Genomic DNA, 21,984 nt, shown 5'->3' with positions numbered 1-21,984 from the left:
GCCGAGAACGTCGGCGCGCGTGTGCACGGGCCGGTGACGCAGAGCGACTTCCTCAAGCGGGTCGGCATCGACACCCGCGCGGCCGCGCTGATGCAGAAGGCGACACCTGAAGTTGCGACCGACATTTCCGTGGCGCTGAAGCGGCTGACCGATACCGGGCGCGGCGGCATGGGCTCGATGTTCAAGGTGCTCGGCATCTCCGAACCAAGATTGACGGGCCTTGCCGGCCTCAGCGATCTCGAACAGGCCGGAGGCAATTGATGACCCTGACTTCGTCACTGCTGTCGGCAGTGCCCGGCCTGCGCCATTCCTTCTTCACGCGCGAGGGCGGCGTCTCCAGCGGCATCTATTCCGCGCTGAACGGCGGGCTCGGCTCCAACGACGATCAGGCCCTTGTCGCCGAGAACCGCCGCCGCATGGCCGAGCATGTCGGCGTCGCCGCCGACCGCTTCATCAGCCTGCATCAGATCCATTCGCCCGACGTGATCGTCGCCGACGCACCCTGGCCGAGCGGACCGCGGCCGAAGGGCGATGCGCTGGTCACCAAAACGCCGGGCATCGCACTCGGCGTCTCCACCGCCGATTGCGGTCCGGTGCTGTTCGTCGATCCCAACGCGCGCGTCATCGGCGGCGCTCATGCGGGCTGGAAGGGTGCGCTGACCGGCGTGCTGGAATCCACTGTTGCAGCGATGGAGAAGCTCGGTGCCACGCGCGGGGGCATCATCGCCGCGATCGGGCCCTTGATCCGACAGGAGAGCTACGAGGTCGGCAACGAGTTCGTCGCCCGCTTCATCGAGGCGGATGCGGAGAATGCGATGTTCTTCGTTCCGTCGGTGCGCGAGGGCCATGCGATGTTCGATCTCGCCGGCTTCATCCGCAAGCGGCTCGAAGCCGCCGGCATCCTGATGATCGACGACCTGGGTCTCGACACCTACGCCGACGAACGCTTCTTCAGCTATCGCCGCTCGGTGCACCGCAAGGAGCCGGATTACGGCCGGCACATTCACGCGATCGCGCTGGAGGGGTGAACACACAGGCAACCTCGTGTCATTCCGGGGCGATGCGAAGCATCGAACCCGGAATCTCGAGATTCCGGGTTCGCGCCAAGTGGCGCGCCCCGGAATGACAGCGGTGATCTGTGTCTCCCCCGCCCTAGACCTTAATCGATTTTAACGATATCGCTGCCCTCAATGAGGGAAGCGTCATCCAACTTGCGTCGTGCCGGCTCGCGCGTGCTGGCGGCCATGCTGCTGGCAGCAGCGACCGCGCTGGCCGGCTGTGCCGGTGGCAACGCGCCCGCCAATTCCTATGCGATGGCAACACCGAGCGCCGGCTCCGGGGCGACGGTGGCCTTCGAATCCATCGACGGGCCGCCGCCGCAGGTGTTCGATCGCATGGTCGGCGTGCTCGACAGCGAATCCAAGCTGCGCAGCCTCTCGATCGTTTCCCGCGAAGGGACGGCTGCCTACCGCGTGCGCAGCTACCTCTCCGCCCAAATCGTGCGCGGCAAGACCGTGATCGCCTGGGTCTGGGACGTTTACGACGCCAACCAGCAGCGGGCGCTGCGCCTCTCCGGCGAGGAACCGACCGCGGCCAAGGGCGGCAAGGATACGACCCGTGATCCTTGGACCGCGGCCGACGACCTCGTGCTGCGGAAGATCGCCCAAGCCGGATTCAGCGGACTTTCCAATATGATCAACGGGACGCCGGATGCCCCTGGCTCGGTTCCGGGCCTGCGCGGCCCCGCGATAGCAAGGGTGACGCCTGGGGCTCCGGCGCCGGACATGCCGGCCACGGCGCTCGGCTACGCCCAGCAATAACCATCGCGAAACCACGACCTCAAGTCTTGACCAAGTCTTGGCCAAACCGTTGGCCCGACTCAGGATTTCAGAGGGAAAACGTAGCATCCCGGGTTGCCATTGCGGCCTCTCGCCTGATATTTCCTCGCCCGTCGTAACCGTGCTGCCAGTGGGTATTCTCAGATGTTGAACGTCGTATCCAGCAAAGCGCGGGAGGAAGCGTCCATGTCGGCCAAGAACGGCTCCATCAAGCTTGTCGCCGGCAACTCCAATCCGGCCCTCGCCCAGGCCATCGCGCAGGGCCTCGACGTGCCGCTGACCAAAGCGGTGGTCCGGCGCTTCGCAGACATGGAGATCTTCGTCGAGGTCCAGGAGAACATCCGCGGCTCGGATGCCTTCATCATCCAGTCGACCTCGTTTCCGGCGAACGACAATCTGATGGAGCTCTTGATCATCACCGACGCGCTGCGCCGCTCATCGGCGCGCCGCATCACCGCAGTGATCCCCTATTTCGGCTATGCCAGGCAGGACCGCCGCTCCGGCTCGCGCACGCCGATCTCGGCGAAGCTCGTTGCCAATCTGATCACCCATGCCGGCGTCGACCGCGTCATGACGCTCGACCTGCATGCCGGCCAGATCCAGGGCTTCTTCGATATCCCGACCGACAATTTGTTCGCGGCCCCCGTGATGGTGCGCGACATCCGCGAGCGCTTCGACCTTGGCAAGGTGATGGTGGTCTCGCCGGACGTCGGCGGCGTGGCCCGCGCCCGCGGGCTTGCCAAGCGTATCAACACCCCGCTCGCGATCGTCGACAAACGCCGTGAACGTCCGGGTGAGTCCGAAGTCATGAACGTGATCGGCGACGTCTCCGGCTACAGCTGCATCCTGGTCGACGACATCGTCGATTCCGGCGGCACGCTGGTGAACGCAGCCGATGCGCTGATCGCCAAGGGTGCCAAGGAGGTCTACGCCTACATCACCCACGGCGTGCTCTCTGGCGGCGCGGCCGCCCGTATCGCCGGCTCGAAGCTGAAAGAGCTCGTCATCACCGACTCGATCCTGGCGACGGAAGCGGTGACCAAGGCGCCGAACATCCGCACGCTGCCGATCGCCAGCCTGATCTCCGACGCGATCGCGCGCACCGCCGCGGAAGAGTCGGTGTCGAGCCTGTTCGACTGAACACTCGATCTTGTAGGGTGGGTTAGCGTAGCGTAACCCACCAAGTCTGGCTCCTCGTAAACCAAAGAGGTGGGTTACGCCTTCGGCTAACCCACCCTACGGTCTCGCGTTCTGACTCTCAGCGCGGGTTGTTGCCGGCTGCCGGGCATGACATCATCATGACGCCGAGTCATCTCTGCGCTCTGGATACAAGATGCCCCACCGGAAATTCGCTTGGGAAAAACTGTCGGATGACGAGTTGCTACAGCAGCGCCTCTCCAGCCTGAGGGTTACGGTCGAAGGCACCTGGCTCGAGGATTGTGTCGCCACACTGCACGAAGAGCTCGACGAGCGCGGCATCCGGCTGCGGCCGCACACATGGATCTCGAGCGAATGGTTCAGTCCGGGAGACGTGCCCGGCATCGCGATTCCCTTCTATCTCGCTCATCCGCGCCTGATGAAGCTCGAGAAGAAGATGATGTTCGACGTCGAGGGCGGCACCTGGCGCGAGTGCATGGCTATCCTCCGCCACGAGGCCGGCCATGCCATCCAGCACGGCTTCCAATTGCAGCGGCGCCGGCGCTGGCAGCAACTGTTCGGGCCGTCGTCGAAGCACTATCCGCGCTACTACCGGCCCAATCCGGCGAGCCGGCGCTACGTCCAGCATTTGCGGCTGTGGTACGCGCAGAGCCACCCGGACGAAGATTTCGCCGAGACATTTGCGGTGTGGCTGCGCCCGCGCTCGAACTGGCGGACGCGATATGAGGGCTGGCCGGCGCTGAAGAAGCTCGAATATGTCGACGAGCTGATGGGCGAGATCGCTGGAAAACGTCCGCTGATCACGACGCGCGAGCGCGTCGATCCCCTCAGCCAGCTCAGCCAGACGCTCGAGGAGCACTACAAGAAGAAGCAGGCGTTCTACGCTTTCACGCCGCCGAAGACCTACGACCGCGACCTGTCGCGGCTGTTTTCCACCGATCCACGGCATCATCGCTCGAAGCCTGCTTCGAGCCTGATCAGGCGGCACCGCGCCCAGATCAGACGGCTGGTCGCGCGATGGACCGGCGAGAACCAGCTCACGCTCGATGCCGTGCTCGACGACATGATCTCCCGCTGCCGCGAGCTGGACCTGCGCGCGGTGGGATCCGAACAGAAGCTCGTTCTCGATTTCACTGTCCTCGTGACCGCCAAGACGATGCACGCGCTGTTCGGCCCGTCTCGGCGCAAATGGATCGCGCTATGAGACGACTCCGTATTCTCGTGCTGATGCATCCGGATTTCATGCCTCCGGACTCCTCCGATGGATACACGCCGCAGGAAATCAACAACTGGAAAACGGAATACGACGTCGTCAGCACATTGCGCGCGGCCGGTCATGAGGTCCGTCCGCTCGGCGCGCAGGAGGAAATCAGGCCGGTCCGTGTAGCAATCGAGGAGTTCAAGCCGCACGTGGTCTTCACGCTGCTGGAGGAATTCCACTACAACGTCGCCTACGACCAGCACATCGCCAGCTACCTCGAACTGATGAAGGTGCCTTATACCGGCTGCAATCCGCGCGGCCTGATCCTGGCGCGCGGCAAGGACCTGTCCAAGACGCTGGTGCATCACCGCCGCATCGCCGCACCCGCCTTCGCCGTCTTCCCGATGCGCCGCAAGGTGAAACGACCAAAACATCTTGCGCTGCCGCTGATCGTCAAGGCGCTCAACATGGATGGGTCCGTCGGCATCTCGCAGGCCTCGATCGTCGACACCGACGAGAAGCTCGCCGAACGCGTCGCCTTCATCCACGAGCGGGTCGAGACCGCCGCGATCGCCGAGCAATTCATCGAGGGGCGCGAGCTCTATGTCGGCGTGCTCGGCAACAATCGGCTACGCGTGTTGCCGGTGTGGGAATTGAAATTCGGCAGCATGGGCGGGCGCAGCTCACGGCATATCGCCACCGAAAAGGCCAAGCACGACACCGACTATCAGGAACGCCTCGGCATCGTCGACGGGCCGGCGAAAGACCTTGCGCCCGAAGTCACCGCGCGGATCCAGCGCGCCGCGAAACGCATCTACCGGGCGCTTGGCCTCGATGGCTATGCCCGCATCGATTTCCGTCTCGCCGCCGACGGCACGCCGTATTTCATCGAAGCCAATCCCAACCCCGAGATCGCCAAGAGCCAGGAATTCGCCACCGCGGCCCAGCACGACGGGCTGAAATACGGGGATCTGCTCCATCGCATCCTGGCGCTCGGAATCAGCCGGGCGAAGGCGGGCGTGTCGCTGGGGTGAGGGCTTAGCACGGTTGGTCGCTCCTGCCGCCGCCGGCTTTGCGGACGGCGGCAGGATTGACAACCGGCTACGTGTGACGAGCTGTTTCATCCGTCATCCTGAGGCGCGAGGGGCGCGATGCGGAGCATCGTGCCGGGAGCCTCGAAGGATGTACGGGCGAGATGCAGCGGGGCCGTCGCCCTTCGAGGCTCGCCGAAGAGGCGAGCACCTCAGGGTGACGGATTGCGCTCCTCGGGATGAGAAGCGCGACCCGTTGTGCCGCGTCACACGATCCCCGCCGCGACCTGGCCGCGCAGGCGCTCGAGACCGAGCAACGTCTCGGCACAGGCGGCCGCGACCTCGACGCCCTTGATGGCAAAGTGCCTGCGGAAGAAATCGTAATGCACCTCGGTCTCGTGGAATTGCTGCGGCGTCAGCACGGCCGAGAACACCGGCACCTCGGTGCGGAGCTGCACGTCCATCAGCGCCTTGATCACGGTGTCGGCGACGAATTCGTGGCGATAGATGCCACCGTCAACGACGAGGCCAGCGGCGACGATCGCGGTGTAGCGCCGCGTCTTGGCGAGCACCTGGGCATGCAGCGGGATCTCGAACGAGCCCGGCACCTCGAACACGTCGACATGGGTGAGATGGCGCGCCTCCGCTTCCTTCATGAAGGCGATGCGGGCTTCCGCGACCACGTCGCGGTGCCAGCAGGCCTGCACGAAGGCCACCCGCTGCGGTTTTGCAAAACGCGGATGCTCGGTCGCCGTTGGAACCGGCGGCTGGGTCTGGGAAGTGCCTGTCTGGGGATCTTGCAACATCTGATTCATGGCTTTCCTTCAAGGGACCAGAATCAGGGCACACGGAACGACAAACAGCCGCACCTTGCGATGCGTCTGCCACCGACCGTTCTCTTTCATCCGGACTTTAACCGTCGGCTTCGGAGTTGCACCGAATCTGCTGACCCTTCCCTTCAGCAAAGACCTAGGGGAAGGCGCTCGCGGGCTTAGGCCTTTCGGCCCTTACCGCCGGTGGGGACTTTCACCCCGCCCTGAGAACATCGGCCGCCCGGGATTGAGCGACCTGGGCGGAAATATGCCGCCGGTCCGGGGCCGCAGGCAAGCCTGTTCCCTAGCCAAAACCGCATGGTCCCATGCCGCCAGGGCGGTGCAGCCCTCGCGCCGCGGAATTAACGGCTGGCGATTTTCGGGAATCCGATTCCGGTTTGTTCTCAATCGTTAACAATTATGGCCGAGATGAGCTGTGGACGAACGAGTCATGGCTTGTGGACGGACTCGCGACCCAGTTGCGCAGATTCCGCAAATCACATCAGTTGATCCGCGACAAGCCCGCGCTGATCCCGGGATCTCAACAGCGGCTCCCAGGGATCGCCTTCAGCGAAAATTGAGGGAGCGCGCGCCGGACCAACCGCGTGCGTATCAAAGACAACAAGAAGGCAAGAGGTCGAGACGGCATGTCCCTGCTCGAAGGTACCATCGATTCCCGAAATCACCCGCTTGCGGTGGTCGAGGATATCGCTGCCAGCAACAACTGGCCGTTCGAACGCTCCGGCGAGGACGAGCTGACCATTGTCTCAAAGGGACAATGGACCGACTACCAGATCTCCTTCACCTGGATGGGTGAGATCGAGGCGCTGCATCTGGCCTGCGCGTTCGACATGAAGATTCCTGCCGCGCGACGCGGCGAGGTGCAGAAGCTCGTTGCCGCCGTCAACGAGCAATTGTGGATCGGCCATTTCGACCTCTGGACCAACACCGGCATGATCATGCACCGCCAGGCCCTGGTGCTGCCGGGCGGCCTCACCGCCTCGACGGCGCAATGCGAAGCCATGCTCGCCGGCGCCATCCACGCCTGCGAGCGTTACTTCCCGGCGTTCCAGTTCGTGGTGTGGGCCGGCAAGACCACCGCGCAAGCCATGGATGCGGCGATGTTCGATACTGTGGGCGAGGCGTAGGGGCCTCCAAGACGTGAGATGGGCCCCCTGACAAGCGCGCCCAAAGCGCGCGCAGATCCGGGATCCATACCGCGTGATCTCGCTTGTGGCACGCGGCTTGTTGCTCGGCTCTCCATCCACTAGAACCAGTCGTGGTTATGGGTCCCGGCCCCCGTGCGCAATTGCGCACTAGGCCGGGACGACACCGAATTTGTGGTGACCACAATGGCAAACAGCACTCTCCAGAACATCACCGGCACCATCCTGCTTGCCGGCGCCGGCAAGATGGGCGGCGCGATGCTGACCGGATGGCTGGCCGGCGGGCTCGATCCGCGCCGCGTCGCGGTGGTCGATCCGCATCTCTCGCCGGAGATCACCGCGCTCGCCGCCAGGGGCGTTGCGCTCAATCCTGATGCGAAGGCGGCGGGTTTTGTCGAGACGATGGTCGTCGCGGTGAAGCCGCAGATGTTTCGCGAGGCCGGCGCCAAGCTGAGGGCGTTCGTCTCGGACAAGACCTCCGTGGTCTCGATCATGGCGGGAACCACGATTCTCTCGCTCGAAGAGGTCTGCGGCGGCGCTGTGGTGCGCGCGATGCCGAACACGCCGGCCGCGATCGGCCGCGGCATCACGGTCGCGGTTGCTGCGAAGAATGTCAGCGCGGGTCAGCGCGCCGTCGCCGATGCGCTGCTGCGGTCCACCGGCTCGGTCGAGTGGGTCGAGGATGAAGGCCTGATGGATGCGGTGACCGCCGTCTCAGGCTCAGGGCCCGCCTATGTGTTCCTGCTCGCCGAAGAGCTCGCGCGCGCCGGTGTGGAAGCGGGATTGCCCGAAGCGCTGGCAACCAAGCTCGCGTGCGAGACGGTCGCCGGCTCCGGCGAGCTGCTGCACCAGTCGGATCTTCCCTCCGCGACGCTGCGCCAGAACGTCACTTCGCCCGGCGGCACCACGGCCGCCGCCCTCGGCGTGCTGATGGGCGAGCCGGGCCTGCGCGACCTGATGATCCGCGCCATCGCGGCGGCGACGAAGCGATCGAAGGAATTGGCGAAGTAAACAGGTGCCGTAGCTGCGTAGGGTGGGTTAGGCGAAGCCGTAACCCACCTCTTCTGTTTCTGGGGCGACAGAAGTGGTGGGTTACGCTAGCGGACCGCGCTTCGCGCGACCGCGAGCTAACCCACCCTACGGCATCGCGCCCCTGGCTAGGCGCCGAGGCGCTTGTTGAACAGCTCGACATTGACGAGACCGCGCGCGTGGCGGCCTTCGCCCAGCTTGCGCGCGCCTTCGAATGCCTCGACCTCGAAGCGGATCACGCGGCGCTCCACGGCGATCACTTTCGCAATGGTCCGCACCGTCGCGCCGACCAGCGCAGCGGCGAGATGGCGGATGTCGACCTCGGTGCCGACGGTGACCCAGCCCGGCTGGAGCGCCGAGCGAATCGCATCGCCCGAGGTCATCTCCATTTCCAGGATCATCATCGGGGTCGCGTAGACCATGGGCATGCCCGGCACGAAATGCCCGACTGTGCGCTCGGCCGGCACGACCAGCGTGCGCTCGGCGCTCATGCCGATCTTGATGAGATCGCGTGCGTCCATGGCTGCCTGCTCGTCATTCCGGGGCGCGCGACGCGCGAACCCGGAATCCAGAGATTGTCGATCGAGATTCCGGGTTCAGCCCTGACGGGCTGCCCCGGAATGACGCTAACGCGTTACTTTTTCGCCGCCGCCGCGCGCTCCACGAATGTCTTGCCACCCTTCATCTTGTGGCGGAGCGGGGCTTCGTTGATCTGGATGACGACGGCCTCGGCATCGACGCCGAGATTCTTCACCAGCGCCTGGGTTATGTCGCGCATCATGCCAGCCTTCTGCTCGTCGGTGCGGCCTTCGGCCATGCTGACGGTGATCTCAGGCATTGTTGTCTCCCTGCTGCTTCGAATTGCCGTTTCGTCATTGCCGGGCTTGACCCGGCAATCCATCATTTTGAAGATGGATGCGCGGGTCAAGCCCGCGCAATGACGAATAGGCGAATGGCTAGCCCCAGCTCACGTCATGGCGCGCGAGGACCTCGCGCACTTTTGCAACGAGATCGGCCTCGCTGCACGAGAACTGCGCCGGCCGCGTCTCGCGCCATTCCTGGTTGGAGGCGATCGCGGCCGCGGCCTTGGCGCCTTCGATCAGATCCTTGATCTGGAGCTCACCGCGCGCCTTTTCATCCGAGCCCTGGATGATCACGCAAGGAGAATTGCGGCGGTCGGCATATTTGAGCTGGTTGCCCATGTTCTTGGGATTGCCGAGATAGAGCTCGGCGCGGATGCCGGCGCCGCGAAGGCTCGCCACCATCTTCTGGTAGTCGGCGACGCGGTCGCGGTCGAACACGGTGACGACGACGGGGCCGACTTCCGGCCGCGTGTCGAGCTTGCCGAGCAGCGTCAGCGCGGCCTGCAAACGCGAAACGCCGATCGAGAAACCAGTCGCCGGTACCGGCTCGCCGCGGAAGCGCGAGACCAGGCCGTCATAACGACCGCCGCCGCCGACCGAGCCGAAGCGCACGGGGCGGCCCTTCTCGTCCTTGGTGTCGAGCAGGAGTTCGACCTCGTAGACGGGGCCCGTGTAATATTCGAGGCCGCGCACGACGGAGGGATCGATCTTGATGCGGTCGGCGCCGTAACCCGACGCCGTCACCAGTTTTGCAATTTCTTCCAGCTCGCTCACGCCAGCCTGACCCACCTCGCTCTTGGCGAGGTAGGTCTCCGCGGCGGCGATCGCCTCTTTCCAGTCCTCGCGCGGCCTGGTGATGGCGAGAACGACGTCAGCCTCGGCCGCACTCAAATTAGCGCCCTTCGTGAAGTCGCCCTTGCCTTCCTCACCGCCATCCCACCGGCCGGGACCGAGCAGCTTGCGCACTTCGTCAGCGGAAAACTTGTCGAGCTTGTCGATCGCGCGCAGCACGGTCAGGCGGCGCGCCGCATTCTCCTCACCCGCAAGCCCGATGGCCTCGAGAACGCCGTCGAGCACCTTGCGGTTATTGACCTTCACCACGTATTGGCCGCGCGCGACGCCGAGCGCTTCCATCGTGTCCGCGGCCATCATGCAGATCTCGGCATCCGCCGCCGGCGTTGCCGAGCCGACCGTGTCGGCATCGAACTGCATGAACTGGCGGAAACGGCCGGGGCCGGGCTTCTCGTTGCGGAAGACGTAGCCGACGCGGTAGCTGCGATAGGGCAGGACCAGACCGTCGGTGCCGTAGCGCTCGCCGACATAGCGGGCGAGCGGCGCAGTCAGGTCGTAGCGCAGCGATATCCACTGCTCGTCATCGTCCTGAAACGAGAACACGCCCTCGTTCGGACGATCCTGGTCGGGCAGGAACTTGCCGAGCGCATCGGTATATTCCATCGCCGGCGTCTCCACCGGCTCGAAGCCGTAGAGCTCGTAGACGGCGCGGATCTTCTCGACCATCTCGCGCGTCGCCCGGATCGCGGCGGGGTCGCGATCCTCGAGCCCGCGCGGCAGCCGCGCCTTCAGTTTCTGGGGTTTTTTGGGTTTTTCGGCCATGCGGGCGTTTACCAGCCGACGCGCGAGGCGGCAACTGCGGGCTTTCACCTCTTCCTCGACCGGCGTTCCCCGGATGCCGCGCAGCGCGCCGCCTCTTGGCGGCGTGGTGCGCTGCTGATCCGGGGCCCAGCAACTCGCATTCTGCGCCCCGGCTCGCGCTTCGCGCGTCCGGGACACGAGGTCTCAAAACACCTTGCGGATCCAATTGTGCGGATCGTTGGTGCGGCCGTACTGGATGTCGACGAGCTGTTTGCGCAGGCCCATGGCGACGGGACCTGCGGCGCCGCCCGAGATCTCGAAATCGCCGCTGACCGAGCGCACCTTGCCGATCGGCGAGATCACCGCCGCGGTGCCGCAGGCAAACGCTTCCTTCAGCCTGCCTGAGGCCGCATCCTTGCGCCACTGGTCCAGCGAGTACGGCTCCTCGCGCACGGTCTTTCCGGCATCGCGGGCGAGCGCGATGATGGAATCGCGGGTGATGCCGGGCAGGATGGTGCCGAGCGGCGGCGTCGAGAGCGAGCCGTCGTCGAACACGAAGAACACGTTCATGCCGCCGAGCTCCTCGATGTAGCGGCGCTCGACCGCATCCAGGAACACGACCTGATCGCAGCCGTGCTGGATCGCCTCGGCCTGCGCGCGCAGGCTCGCCGCATAATTGCCGCCGCATTTGACCGCGCCGGTGCCGCCGATCGCGGCGCGCGTGTAGTTCTCCGAAACCCAGATCGAAACAGGCGCTGGGCCGCCCTTGAAATAGGAGCCGACGGGCGAGGCGATCACCGCAAAGATATATTCGGACGACGGCTTGACGCCGAGGAAGGTCTCGCTCGCGATCATGAACGGCCGCAGATAAAGGCTGCCCTCGCCGCCCGGCATCCAGGCGCGATCGATGCGCACGACCTGCTCGACCGCCTCGATGAAGACGTCCTCCGGCAATTGCGCCATTGCCATGCGATCAGCGGAATCCTTGAAGCGGCGCGCATTGGCGTCGGGGCGGAACAGGTTCACGCCGCCGTCGTCGCGCTTGTAGGCCTTGAGGCCTTCGAAAATTTCCTGGGCGTAGTGCAGCACCGCGCCGGCCGGATCGATCTGGAAGTTGGCGCGCGCCTCGATCTTCGCCTCGTACCAGCCGCCCTTGGCCTGGTTGTAGCGGACCACCGCCATGTGATCGGTGAAGACGCGTCCGAAGCCGGGATCCACCAGCTTGGCGACCCGGTCCTTCTCGGGCGTCGGATTGGATGCGGGCTGGATGTCGAATTTCATGCTCATGTCCTTGCCTCCCGCTGCCGGTGGCGGCGCTGCTCTGGCGCCGGCCGCCCCTGTTTGGGCCCGGCTGGCTTGATGTGGTTTCTGGCCGAACCACCGCCAGCCTTGTTACGGCCGGTTTCCGTGGCCAGCATGTCCTCGGCAGGACATGCTTTTGCGGAAGGCGGAAGTCCAGTATGTTTTGCCGAAATGCCGCTCGACAATCGCACGGTAGATCTGATCCGGCCGTCGCCGCCTGTCCGGCTTCTCTCCGGCCACTGTCAGGAATGCCGCCCGATGCGAAACGATCTAAAATTTCGTGCGGGCTGATCGTTTTGTAACATTGAACCCAAGATACGTCAATATGCCTGACATAAATTTCGCTACTCCCTCACAAGACGTTGCCGCGCCGCGGCCGGCAGCAGGCGATGGAGGCAATTTGCGCTGGGATATCATCGAGCTGCTGTTCTTCGCCTATCGCGACTTCGTCGGCGACCCCGACCAGGAGCTGGAGGCGTTCGGCTTCGGCCGGGCCCATCACCGCGTCATGCACTTCGTCTACCGCTACCCGGGCCTGAAGGTCGCCGACCTGCTCGACGTCCTGCGCATCACAAAACAGTCGCTCGGCCGGGTGCTCAAGCAGCTGCTGGACGAGGGCTACATCCTGCAGAAGACCGGCGACAACGACCGCCGCCAGCGCCTGCTCTACGCGACGCCGAAGGGCGAGGCGCTGGTGCAGAAGCTCGCCGGCCTCCAGACCACGCGGATCACCAGGGCGCTTGCCGAGATGGCACCTGATGATGCCGAGACGGTCAAGCGCTTCCTGCGCGCGATGATCGACCGCGACGATCCGGACAAGGTGCTGGAGACCATCTTCGCCACCAATCAAGACGCAAAGGAGTGACCGTGCCGCTCGCTGCCACGCTCGCCCGCCCGCCGGCGCAACCGGCCGACGACGCCCCGCATCTGTTGCTGGTCGACGACGACCGCCGCATCCGCGATCTGCTCTCGCGCTTTCTCGCGGCCGAAGGTTATCGCGTCACCACCGCCGCCAGCGCGGGCGATGCCCGCGCCAAACTGCTCGGGCTGCATTTCGACCTGCTGATCCTCGACGTGATGATGCCGGGCGAGACCGGCTTCGATCTCGCCCGCTTCATCCGCACATCGTCCTCGGTGCCGATCGTGATGCTGACCGCGCGGCATGAGGCCGAGGCCCGCATCGAGGGCCTGCAGATCGGCGCCGACGATTATGTCGCAAAGCCGTTCGAGCCGCGCGAGCTGGCGCTGCGCATCAACAACATCCTCAAGCGCGCCGCGCCGCCGGTCCAGGTCGCGGCAGTGGAGAAGATCGCCTTCGGCCCGTACGTCTATCACCTCGATCGCGGCGAGTTGCGCCAGGGCGAGGAGGTCATTCATCTCACCGACCGCGAGCGCGAGATGCTGCGCATTCTCTCGGAGACGCCGGGCGAGACCGTGCCGCGCAGCGCGCTCACGGGCAATGGCAGCGTCAACGAGCGCGCCGTCGACGTGCAGATCAACCGCCTCAGGCGCAAGATCGAGACCGATCCCGCCAATCCGTTGTTCCTGCAAGCGGTGCGCGGCATCGGCTACCGGCTGGTCGCCTCGCCATAGTCAAGTGAAGCGCGCCAGATGAGCACGATCGACACCGGCCTGACGCTGCTGAAAAGCGCCGCGGGGCGCGTCTCTGCCGCCAATGGCTGGATGGGCAATGCGTTCAAGGGCTGGATGCCGACCGGCCTCTATGCGCGCGCATTGCTGATCATGATCGTGCCCATGGTGATCCTGCAATCGGTCGTCGCCTTCGTGTTCATGGAGCGGCACTGGAACACGGTGACGCGCCGCCTCTCCGCAGCCGTGGTGCAGGACATCGCCGCGCTGATCGACGTCTACAAGGGCTATCCCCAAGACAAGGATCGCGACCAGATCCGCCGCATCGCGCAGCAGCGTCTCGGCCTTGTGGTGGACTTCCTCCCCGCAGGCGACATGCCGCCGCCGGGACCAAAGCCGTTCTTCTCGCTGCTCGACCAGACGCTGTCGGTGCAGCTCGGCCGACAGATCGGACGCTCGTTCTGGATCGACACGGTCGGCCGTTCCAACCTCGTTGAGATCCGCATCCAGCTCGACGATGCCGTGATGCGCGTGTTCGCGCAGCGTAGCGCCGCGTACGCCTCGAACTCGGAGATCTTCCTGTTCTGGATGGTCGGCACGTCCTCGATCCTGCTGATCGTGTCGGTGCTGTTCCTGCGCAACCAGATCAAGCCGATCCTGCGGCTGGCGGACGCCGCGGAGAGCTTCGGCAAGGGCCGCGAGGCGCCGAACTTCAGGCCGCGCGGCGCGCGCGAGGTGCGGCGCGCGGCGGGCGCCTTCCTCGAGATGAAGTCGCGCATCGAACGCGCGATGGAGCAGCGCACCGCGATGCTTGCCGGCGTCAGCCACGACCTGCGCACCATCCTGACCCGCTTCAAGCTCGAGCTGGAGCTGATCGGCGACAGTCCGGAGCTCGAGGGCATGCGCAAGGACGTCGACGAAATGTCGATGATGCTGGAGGATTACCTCGCCTTCGCCCGCGGCGATTCCGGCGAGCAGTCGCAACCGACCGACATGGCGCAGGCGCTGGAAGAATTGCGCAGCGACGCCGAACGCCACGGTCACGCCGCGACCGTGACATTCACCGGGCTGCCCGTGGTGACGGTGAAGCCGGCCTCGTTCAAGCGCTGCCTCGCCAACCTGGTCACCAACGCCGCGCGCTACGGCAAGGCCATCGCCATCTCCGGCCAGCGCGACCACCGCTATCTGACCGTCACGGTCGACGACGACGGCCCAGGTATCCCCGCGCATCTGCGCGAAGAAGTGTTCAAGCCGTTCCTGCGGCTCGACAACGCCCGCAACCAGGACGAAGGCGGCACCGGCCTTGGCCTTGCGATCGCCCGCGACATCGCCCGTTCGCATGGCGGCGACATCACGCTGGCCGACAGCCCGATGGGCGGGTTGCGGGCGAGCGTGAGGATACCCGTTTAGCTGCCGTAGCCCGGATGAAGCGAAGCGCAATCCGGGATTCTTGTTCGCGACGCCCGGATTTCGCTATGCTCCATCCGGGCTACGATCTCACCGCCTTCACTTCGGCAGCAGCGCTTTCAGCTTGTCGACGTCGCGTATGTTCATCTTGAAGCCGCCGGGCATCACGATGTCGCCGGGCTTCTGGTCCGGCTTGCAGGCGCCGAGCCATTTCGCTTCCAGCGTCATGGAGGTGTCGCGCCCCGCGGTGCCGGCGGCGCCGCCTTGCGCATGGGACGAAGTCTTCACGGTGTAGGCCGAGTTGAAATCGCCTGATATCTCGGCATGCGAGGTCGTGTTGATGCCGGCGACGCTGCACTCGGAATCGCTGATATAGCCCGTCGCGGTTTTCTTGACGTCCTGCTTGGAGCAGATCTGCTTGGCCATCGGGGAAACGTTGTTGGCCATCTCCTTGTCGACGCTCTCGTCGGTGCAATGCTGCATGGTCATCTCCGGCATCGCCGAGCCTGACCTGACCATCTTCATTTCCCAGAGGCCGGCCTTGCGCACCGGCAGATCGTCGGCCAAGGCGCTTCCTGCCGACACCAAAAGACAAGCGACTGATCCGAGCAAAGCAAGCTTGCGCGTCATAGGAGAGACTCCCGGCCGAGACGTCGTGGCTAGCGTTTCGAAAGCGCCTTAGTAGAGCGTGCGGATCGGCCGGTCGGCAGCGCCGTAGGGCACCCAGCGGCAGGAAAACGAGATGTAGCCGCCCTCATAGGCCTGCACTGCGAGGAATTTCACCACCTTGCCATAGCGCGCGCAGTGATCGACCGCGACCTGACGCGCATCGACCTGCGTCGCCATCGAATAGGCGATGATGCCGCCGGTGTCGTTGCCCTTGAACGGCGGCACCGGCAGGATATCGGCGCGCGCCGACTGGCTCGCCATCATCCCCGAGACAACCAGGCTGGCAAGAAGGCCCGCAGCCGCAATGATTCGCATTCCCGTCACTCCGATTGGTTGCCCCCAGCTTACGGTGCGGGCGCGGCGGTGAAAAGAACGGAAGGCCTGCCAGATGCGACGTTGTGATCAACTCCTGGCCGAGTGTTGCCGCGCTGCACTTGACCTCCCCCGGCCTTCGCGGCACCGTCCAGCCTCCGCAAGACCAGCTGTCCGGATTGCCCATGCGCGCCCCCTCCCCGAAATCGTTCCGCTTTGCCGCCGTCCTCGGCCTCATGTTGGGAGCGCTGTCGCTCGGTGAGGCCAAGGCGGCCAATCCGCTCGAGCTGAATTTCTGGCTGAGCGGACCGCGCTACGACGGCCGCGTTGCCGAATGCGACAAGGCGCTGCCGACGATCTCGACCCAGTTCTGGGAGAAGGAAAGCTCGTTCTGGAATTCGCCGCTGCAGATCACGGGATTCGCAAACGTTCACGAGACCGCCTTCCGCCCCTGGGCATCGGACAACATTCCGCGCCGCTACTGCACCGGCGAGGCCATGCTCACTGATGGCAAGATGCGCCGGGTGCACTTCTCGATCATCGAGGATGGCGGCTTTGCCGGTTACGGCCAGGGTGTCGAATGGTGCGTGGTCGGGCTCGACCGCAACTGGGCCTACAATCCGTCCTGCCGCGCCGCCAAGCCTTGAACTGAAGAGCCTTAAGCCGAAGCGCCTGATTCGGCCTGATCAAGCGACCTGAGCGGCGGTCGCCCGAAATTTGTTCTTGAAATGTTCTGGATGGCTGCTAGGCTGATTGCACAGTCTAGTTGAGGGGCGTCGCCATGTTTCATTTTAGATTGCATTCGTTCTCCCGCCTCCTGATCTCGCTGACCCTTGCGGCGGGGCTGGTTTCGCTGGCGGGTGGCGCGAGAGCCCAGGACAAGCGGCAGAACGCACCCGGCGAGTTCGACTTCTATGTGCTGTCACTGTCGTGGTCACCGTCCTTCTGCGAGGAAGCGGCAGAGCGCGGTCGCAGCGGCGGGCGTTCGAACATCCAGTGCGAGGGACGGCCCTATTCCTTTGTGGTGCACGGGCTGTGGCCACAATATGAGAGCGGCTTTCCGGAATATTGCCAGCGGCCGTCACCGCGGCTGAACCGCAACATCGTCTCCTCGATGCTCGATCTGATGCCCGCGCCAGGCCTGATCTTCAACGAGTGGGACAAGCACGGCACCTGCTCCGGGCTCGACGGCCGGAACTATTTCGAGACGATCCGCAAGGCGCGCGCCGCGATCAAGATTCCGCCCGAGTATCTTGACCTGTCGCAGGCCAAGACGGTGGCCCCCGGCGAGGTCGAGGAAGCCTTCATCAAGGCCAATCCGGGCCTGAGCAACGCAGCCGTCTCAGTCACTTGCAACCGGACCCGGCTCTCCGAGGTTCGCATCTGCCTCAGCAAGGACCTGCAATTCCGCGCCTGCGAGGAGCTCGAACGCCGCAGCTGCCGCCGCGACCAGGTGACGATGCCGCCGATCAGGGGTGGTTAGCCCCGTCATTGCGAGGAGCTCGCGACAAAATTACGAAGCAATTTTGCGCTGATGCGACGAAGCAATCCAGACCGTCTCGGCGGAAAGATTCTGGATTGCTTCGCTGCGCTCGCAATGACAAGGGGTGAGATCACATCCGACAATTTGGTCCGCCCCATGAACTACCGCCACGCCTTTCACGCCGGCAACTTCGCCGATGTCATCAAGCACATCGTGCTGGCGCGTATTCTCACCTATTTGCAGGACAAGCCGGCCGCCTTCCGGGTCATCGACACCCATGCGGGTGCTGGCCTCTATGATCTCGACAGCGACGAGGCACGCCGCAGCGGCGAGTGGCTGACGGGAATCGCGCGGCTGATGCAGGCGCGCCTGTCGAACGAGACGGTGGCCCTGACCAGGCCCTACATGGACATCGTTCGCGCCTTCAATCCGAAGGGCGAGCTCAAGGCCTATCCGGGCTCGCCCCTGATCGCCCGCGGCCTGATGCGGCCGCAGGACCGTCTCGTGGCCTGCGAGCTCGAGCCGAGAGCCCGCAAGGCGCTGATCGACGTGCTGCGGCGCGACGAACAGGCGCGCGTGGTCGATCTCGACGGCTGGATGGCGCTGCCGGCTTTCGTGCCGCCGAAGGAGCGGCGCGGGCTGGTGCTGATCGACCCGCCCTTCGAGGCGAAAGACGAGTTCGAAAGGCTGAGTGAAGCCTTCTCCACGGCCTTCGCGAAATGGCCGACCGGTATCTATGTGATCTGGTATCCCGCCAAGTCCAGGCGCGCCACCGATACGCTGGCGCAACACGTGGCCCGCACCGCAGCTGCAGCAAAGACGCCTGGAAAATGTCTCCGCCTCGAATTCAGCGTCGCGCCGCAACTTGACGGCGCGGCCCTCACCTCGACAGGACTTCTGATTGTCAATCCGCCCTACACGCTGCAAGGCGAGCTCAGGACGATCCTGCCCGAGCTGGAAATGCCACTCGGCCAGGGCGGGGCTGCCAGATACCGGTTGGAGGTGCCGAGGCCGTAACACCCCGGCATTCATGGGAAAAATATGCAGTAGCGGTAGTCAATCTGCAGAGAACCGTATTATGCTGTTTCCGTGACTGGCTTTACGTTCCGCTTCCGCGAATGGTTGCGGCGGAGTGAAGGCCCAAAAAAGATCCCGGTCGGACCGATGGGTCCGCCCGAGGATGGCCAGCTCTCCCGGGCTTCGTAAGGCCCGGTCATGTCGTGACGCGCGTCTGCGTTGCGACGGAGGAGCAATGAGGGGGAGTTTCCCGATGGCCAATACGGGAACGGTCAAGTTCTTCAACGGCGAACGCGGCTACGGCTTCATCAAGCCGGACGACGGCGGTCGCGATGTCTTCGTTCACATCACCGCTGTGGAGCGGGCGGGACTGAAGGACCTTGCCGAAGGACAGCGTATCACGTTCGAAGTCGAGCCGGACAAGAAGGGGAAGGGGCCGAAAGCGGTCAATCTCGTGATCCTTTCGTAGCGACCCGACCTAAAAAAACCTGACGCAAAAAAGTCCCGGCCGCGAGCGGCCGGGAGGCTGTTGTCCGGTATTTTCTTATTCCGCTATCAGAAGTGATAGTTCACGCCTGCGCGCACAACGCTGGCGCTATAGCCATTTGACACGCCTGTAATTGCGAACTGGCTCGACGACAGATCGATGTAGAGATATTCGAGCTTCGCGCTCCAGTTCGGCGCAAGGCCGACTTCGGCACCGACGCCGGCGGTCCAGCCGGCCGTCGTGTGCGATTCCGTCCAGCCGAAAGTCTGCGCGCGCAGCTCACCGAAGGCGAGGCCGGCGGTGCCGTAGACCAGAACGTTGCTGAAGGCGTAGCCGGCGCGGCCGCGCAGGGTGCCGAACCAGGGATTGGAGAACTTCCACGGCGCGAAGGTGTCATCGGCACCTGCGGCCTGGATGTCGCCCTCGACGCCGAACACCCAGGGACCGTTCTGGAAGTTGTAGCCCGCCTGCACACCGCCGACGAAGCCGGAGGGCTTTGCGGGATTGTTGCTCACCGAGCCCCATTCGTAACCGAGATTGGCGCCGAGATACGGGCCGGCCCAGCTATAGGCATTGAGCGGCTGATTGACCGTATAGGGCGCTCGCTGCCCGTAATTGAGATCGGCGGCCCCTGCCGAAGCCGTCCAGCCGGCCGCAACCAACGCAGCCGCGCCCACAACGAGCCTCTTCATTCCACACTCCAACGCAACTGCCGTAACCGGACGCGATGCCCGCACCGCCGGGCCAGGCCAATGGTTACGGAACCACCACTATTTCGCGTAGGATTTATCGAGAGTTTTAAGTTAAAGGGCTGTTAAGACCCCTTACCGCGCTGTTAACAGACTTAAGGAAGCGTTACCGGGAACTGCGCGCCCTCCTGTGTGCGCGTCATGGCCGGAACTTCAAATCGGTCCCCCCAGCGCCTAAATTCCCACAATGGTTCACGATTCCCCCGACAAGCCGGGCGAGGCACGCGCGCGCAAAACGCGACAGGCCGCGTCAGACGCCCCACCCCAGGACACGGCGCAGGACACGGCGCCGCCGGACCTCGATCCCGCCACCAGCGGCGGCGACGACGAGGACGATGCGCGGCTGCCCGATATTCTGGAAGAGAGCGGCGCGATCGGCGACGAGCCGCTGGCCTCAGGTCACGAGGCGATCGAGCGCGCGGTCCGGCTCGCGCCGACCTCGCCCGGGGTCTATCGCATGCTCAGTGCGAACGCCGACGTGCTCTATGTCGGCAAGGCCAAGAACGTCAAAAAGCGCCTGTCGAGCTACGCGCGCCAGAGCGCGCCGCTGCCGGCGCGCATCCTGCGCATGATCGCGGCCACGGTGACCGTGGAGATCGTCTCGACCACGACCGAGACCGAAGCGCTGCTGCTGGAAGCCAATTTGATCAAGCAGCTGCGGCCGCGCTTCAACGTGCAGCTGCGCGACGACAAGTCGTTTCCTTATATCCTGATCACCGGCGACCACTGGGCGCCGCAGATCCTCAAGCATCGCGGCGCGCAGACCCGGCCCGGGCGCTATTTCGGCCCGTTCGCCTCCGCCGGCGCGGTCAACCGGACCATCACGGCCTTGCAGCGCGCGTTCCTGATCCGCTCCTGCACGGACTCCTTTTTCGAGAGCCGCACCAGGCCCTGCCTGCTCTACCAGATCCGCCGCTGCGCCGGCCCCTGCACCCGCGAGATCGACTTTGGCGGTTATGCGACGCTGGTGCGCGAAGCCACCGACTTCCTCTCCGGCAAGAGCCATGTGGTGAAGCAGGAGCTTGCCGCCGAGATGGAGAAAGCCGCCGGTGAGCTCGAGTTCGAGAGTGCAGCGCTCTATCGCGACCGCCTCGCCGCGCTGTCGGCGATCCAGTCGCAGCAGGGCATCAATCCGCGCACGGTGGAAGAAGCCGACGTGTTCGCCATCCATCAGGAAGGCGGCTTCTCCTGCGTCGAAGTGTTCTTCTTCCGCACCGGCCAGAACTGGGGCAACCGCGCTTATTTTCCGCGTGCCGAGAAGAGCTATACGCTTGAGGAGGTGCTCGGCTCCTTCCTCGCCCAGTTCTACGACGACAAGCCGCCGCCGAAGACCATCCTGCTCTCGCACGAGATCGAGGAGATGGAGCTTCTCGCCAACGCGCTGTCGCTCAAGGCCGGCCACAAGGTCGAAGTGACAGCGCCCAAGCGCGGCGAGAAGAAGGAGCTCGTCACCCACGCGTTGACCAATGCGCGCGAGGCGCTCGGCCGCAAGCTCGCCGATACTGCAACCCAGAGCCGCCTGCTCGACGCCATGGCCACGACGCTGAACCTGCCGCATGCGCCTAAGCGCATCGAGGTTTACGACAACAGCCATATCCAGGGCACCAATGCGGTCGGCGCCATGATCGTCGCGGGCCCCGATGGCTTCGTGAAGAACCAGTACCGCAAGTTCAACATCAAATCGGAAGGGATCACGCCGGGCGACGACTTCGCCATGATGCGCGAGGTACTGGAGCGCCGCTTCAAGCGCCTGATCAATCCACCCGAGGAAAGCGCGGCCAAAGCCAGGGACGACGACTTCCCGCAATGGCCCGACCTCGTGATCATCGACGGCGGCCGCGGCCAGCTCAATGCTGTCAGGGAAATCTTTGCCAATCTCGGCCTGACCCAGGTCTCGCTGATGTCGGTCGCCAAAGGGCCGGACCGGGATGCCGGCCGCGAGACCCTGTTCATGCCGGAGCGCGAGGCGATCAAGCTGGAGCCGCGCGATCCCGTGCTCTATTTCATCCAGCGCCTGCGGGACGAGGCCCACCGCTTCGTCATCGGTTCGCACCGCAAGCTGCGCAAGAAGGATATTCGCGAGGCCGGTTTGCAGGAGATTCCGGGCATCGGCCCGTCACGCAAACGTGCCTTGCTGCATCATTTCGGAACCCTGAAGGAGATCGAACGGGCCTCGATCGCCGATCTCGGCAAGGTTCCTGGGGTGAGCGCCGAGAGCGCCCGCAGGATATTCGACTATTTCCATCCCCAGCCGGGGTGAACTAAAGGGGCGGTAGT

23 protein-coding genes, 1 pseudogene and 1 riboswitch are annotated in these 21,984 nt (G+C 64.6%); of the genes and pseudogenes, 16 read left to right on the top strand and 8 right to left on the bottom strand.

Annotated features, from left to right (window positions below; all coding sequences use genetic code 11):
• The 6 genes and pseudogenes from HYH07_RS33560 to HYH07_RS33535 all read left to right on the top strand — a co-directional run.
• Positions 1-261 (top strand): annotated as a pseudogene (locus HYH07_RS33560) (class I SAM-dependent methyltransferase); the annotation flags it as partial.
• Positions 261-1,028, top strand: coding sequence for a peptidoglycan editing factor PgeF (pgeF, locus tag HYH07_RS33555; RefSeq protein ID WP_220006474.1), 768 nt, complete (start codon positions 261-263; stop codon positions 1,026-1,028). The pseudogene HYH07_RS33560 and the gene pgeF, both read left to right, overlap by 1 nt.
• Positions 1,029-1,190: 162 nt before the next feature.
• Positions 1,191-1,820 (top strand): hypothetical protein, encoded by a 630-nt coding sequence (locus HYH07_RS33550; protein ID WP_220006473.1) that lies wholly within the window; start codon positions 1,191-1,193, stop codon positions 1,818-1,820.
• Positions 1,821-2,024: 204 nt separating this feature from the next.
• Positions 2,025-2,978, top strand: coding sequence for a ribose-phosphate pyrophosphokinase (locus HYH07_RS33545; protein WP_057741970.1), 954 nt, complete (start codon positions 2,025-2,027; stop codon positions 2,976-2,978).
• Positions 2,979-3,171: 193 nt separating this feature from the next.
• Positions 3,172-4,200 carry a putative zinc-binding metallopeptidase gene (locus tag HYH07_RS33540; protein WP_220006472.1) on the top strand — a complete coding sequence of 343 codons (1,029 nt, stop codon included), beginning with the start codon at positions 3,172-3,174 and terminating at the stop codon, positions 4,198-4,200.
• Complete coding sequence (locus tag HYH07_RS33535) at positions 4,197-5,231, top strand: ATP-grasp domain-containing protein (RefSeq protein ID WP_220006471.1); 1,035 nt, start codon at positions 4,197-4,199, stop codon at positions 5,229-5,231. Before HYH07_RS33540 ends, HYH07_RS33535 begins: the two co-directional genes overlap by 4 nt.
• Positions 5,232-5,494: 263 nt before the next feature.
• Here HYH07_RS33535 and HYH07_RS33530 read toward each other — a convergent pair whose 3' ends face one another.
• Entirely contained in the window at positions 5,495-6,043 is a 549-nt protein-coding gene (locus tag HYH07_RS33530; protein WP_220006470.1) for a 6,7-dimethyl-8-ribityllumazine synthase, read from the bottom strand.
• A gap of 74 nt (positions 6,044-6,117) precedes the next feature.
• Positions 6,118-6,276, bottom strand: a riboswitch (FMN riboswitch).
• Positions 6,277-6,687: 411 nt separating this feature from the next.
• Here HYH07_RS33530 and HYH07_RS33525 point away from each other — a divergent pair.
• Both HYH07_RS33525 and proC read left to right on the top strand, forming a co-directional pair.
• The gene (locus HYH07_RS33525) at positions 6,688-7,188 is read left to right on the top strand and encodes a YbjN domain-containing protein (RefSeq protein WP_220006469.1); all 501 of its coding nucleotides are present in this window, start codon (positions 6,688-6,690) and stop codon (positions 7,186-7,188) included.
• Positions 7,189-7,392: 204 nt separating this feature from the next.
• On the top strand, positions 7,393-8,217 hold the full coding sequence (proC, locus tag HYH07_RS33520) for a pyrroline-5-carboxylate reductase (protein WP_220006468.1): 825 nt from the start codon (positions 7,393-7,395) through the stop codon (positions 8,215-8,217).
• Positions 8,218-8,363: 146 nt separating this feature from the next.
• Here the strand turns inward: proC and HYH07_RS33515 are convergent, their stop codons facing one another.
• The 4 genes from HYH07_RS33515 to HYH07_RS33500 all read right to left on the bottom strand — a co-directional run bounded on the left by HYH07_RS33515 (position 8,364) and on the right by HYH07_RS33500 (position 11,978).
• On the bottom strand, positions 8,364-8,756 hold the full coding sequence (locus tag HYH07_RS33515) for a thioesterase family protein (RefSeq protein WP_220006467.1): 393 nt from the start codon (positions 8,754-8,756) through the stop codon (positions 8,364-8,366).
• Between the two features lie 113 nt (positions 8,757-8,869).
• A complete protein-coding gene (locus tag HYH07_RS33510; protein ID WP_228749940.1) occupies positions 8,870-9,136 on the bottom strand; it encodes a tautomerase family protein in 267 nt (88 codons plus the stop codon).
• A 55-nt stretch (positions 9,137-9,191) separates the two neighbouring features.
• Positions 9,192-10,712: a histidine--tRNA ligase gene (hisS, locus tag HYH07_RS33505; RefSeq protein ID WP_220006476.1), complete on the bottom strand. Its 1,521-nt coding sequence runs from the start codon at positions 10,710-10,712 to the stop codon at positions 9,192-9,194.
• 183 nt (positions 10,713-10,895) lie between these two features.
• Complete coding sequence (locus HYH07_RS33500) at positions 10,896-11,978, bottom strand: branched-chain amino acid aminotransferase (RefSeq protein WP_220006466.1); 1,083 nt, start codon at positions 11,976-11,978, stop codon at positions 10,896-10,898.
• Positions 11,979-12,318: 340 nt separating this feature from the next.
• Between HYH07_RS33500 and HYH07_RS33495 the strand changes: the two genes are divergently transcribed.
• From HYH07_RS33495 to HYH07_RS33485, 3 genes are read left to right on the top strand one after another with little or no spacing between them, the layout of a single operon-like run.
• Entirely contained in the window at positions 12,319-12,858 is a 540-nt protein-coding gene (locus HYH07_RS33495; RefSeq protein WP_220006465.1) for a MarR family winged helix-turn-helix transcriptional regulator, read from the top strand.
• A complete protein-coding gene (locus HYH07_RS33490; protein WP_220006464.1) occupies positions 12,855-13,586 on the top strand; it encodes a response regulator in 732 nt (243 codons plus the stop codon). The genes HYH07_RS33495 and HYH07_RS33490 overlap by 4 nt, the downstream gene beginning before the upstream one ends.
• 18 nt (positions 13,587-13,604) lie before the next feature.
• Positions 13,605-14,993 (top strand): ATP-binding protein, encoded by a 1,389-nt coding sequence (locus HYH07_RS33485; RefSeq protein WP_057741618.1) that lies wholly within the window; start codon positions 13,605-13,607, stop codon positions 14,991-14,993.
• Between the two features lie 96 nt (positions 14,994-15,089).
• Here HYH07_RS33485 and HYH07_RS33480 read toward each other — a convergent pair whose 3' ends face one another.
• Together HYH07_RS33480 and HYH07_RS33475 are read right to left on the bottom strand one after the other, a co-directional pair.
• Positions 15,090-15,620, bottom strand: coding sequence for a DUF3617 family protein (locus tag HYH07_RS33480; RefSeq protein ID WP_220006463.1), 531 nt, complete (start codon positions 15,618-15,620; stop codon positions 15,090-15,092).
• Positions 15,621-15,668: 48 nt separating this feature from the next.
• On the bottom strand, positions 15,669-15,974 hold the full coding sequence (locus HYH07_RS33475; protein WP_220006462.1) for a hypothetical protein: 306 nt from the start codon (positions 15,972-15,974) through the stop codon (positions 15,669-15,671).
• A 182-nt stretch (positions 15,975-16,156) separates the two neighbouring features.
• On the opposite strand from HYH07_RS33475, the gene HYH07_RS33470 reads away from it, so the two are divergent.
• The 4 genes from HYH07_RS33470 (at position 16,157) to HYH07_RS33455 (ending at position 18,940) form a co-directional block, all read left to right on the top strand.
• Positions 16,157-16,618 (top strand): hypothetical protein, encoded by a 462-nt coding sequence (locus HYH07_RS33470; protein ID WP_220006461.1) that lies wholly within the window; start codon positions 16,157-16,159, stop codon positions 16,616-16,618.
• Between the two features lie 134 nt (positions 16,619-16,752).
• Positions 16,753-17,454: a ribonuclease T2 family protein gene (locus tag HYH07_RS33465; RefSeq protein WP_220006460.1), complete on the top strand. Its 702-nt coding sequence runs from the start codon at positions 16,753-16,755 to the stop codon at positions 17,452-17,454.
• Between the two features lie 156 nt (positions 17,455-17,610).
• Positions 17,611-18,471 (top strand): 23S rRNA (adenine(2030)-N(6))-methyltransferase RlmJ, encoded by an 861-nt coding sequence (locus HYH07_RS33460; RefSeq protein WP_220006459.1) that lies wholly within the window; start codon positions 17,611-17,613, stop codon positions 18,469-18,471.
• Positions 18,472-18,724: 253 nt separating this feature from the next.
• Positions 18,725-18,940, top strand: coding sequence for a cold-shock protein (locus HYH07_RS33455; RefSeq protein WP_027534220.1), 216 nt, complete (start codon positions 18,725-18,727; stop codon positions 18,938-18,940).
• An 86-nt stretch (positions 18,941-19,026) separates the two neighbouring features.
• Here the strand turns inward: HYH07_RS33455 and HYH07_RS33450 are convergent, their stop codons facing one another.
• On the bottom strand, positions 19,027-19,650 hold the full coding sequence (locus HYH07_RS33450; protein ID WP_220006458.1) for an outer membrane protein: 624 nt from the start codon (positions 19,648-19,650) through the stop codon (positions 19,027-19,029).
• A 244-nt stretch (positions 19,651-19,894) separates the two neighbouring features.
• On the opposite strand from HYH07_RS33450, the gene uvrC reads away from it, so the two are divergent.
• Positions 19,895-21,967, top strand: coding sequence for an excinuclease ABC subunit UvrC (uvrC, locus tag HYH07_RS33445; protein WP_220006457.1), 2,073 nt, complete (start codon positions 19,895-19,897; stop codon positions 21,965-21,967).
• The last annotated feature ends 17 nt before the right edge of the window (positions 21,968-21,984 follow it).

It is taken from the genome of Bradyrhizobium sp. BR 10261, assembly GCF_019455395.1.
Classification (GTDB): domain Bacteria; phylum Pseudomonadota; class Alphaproteobacteria; order Rhizobiales; family Xanthobacteraceae; genus Bradyrhizobium; species Bradyrhizobium manausense.
The sequence above is the reverse complement of the archived record's forward strand: the minus strand, read 5'-3'. Positions and strand labels throughout refer to the sequence as shown.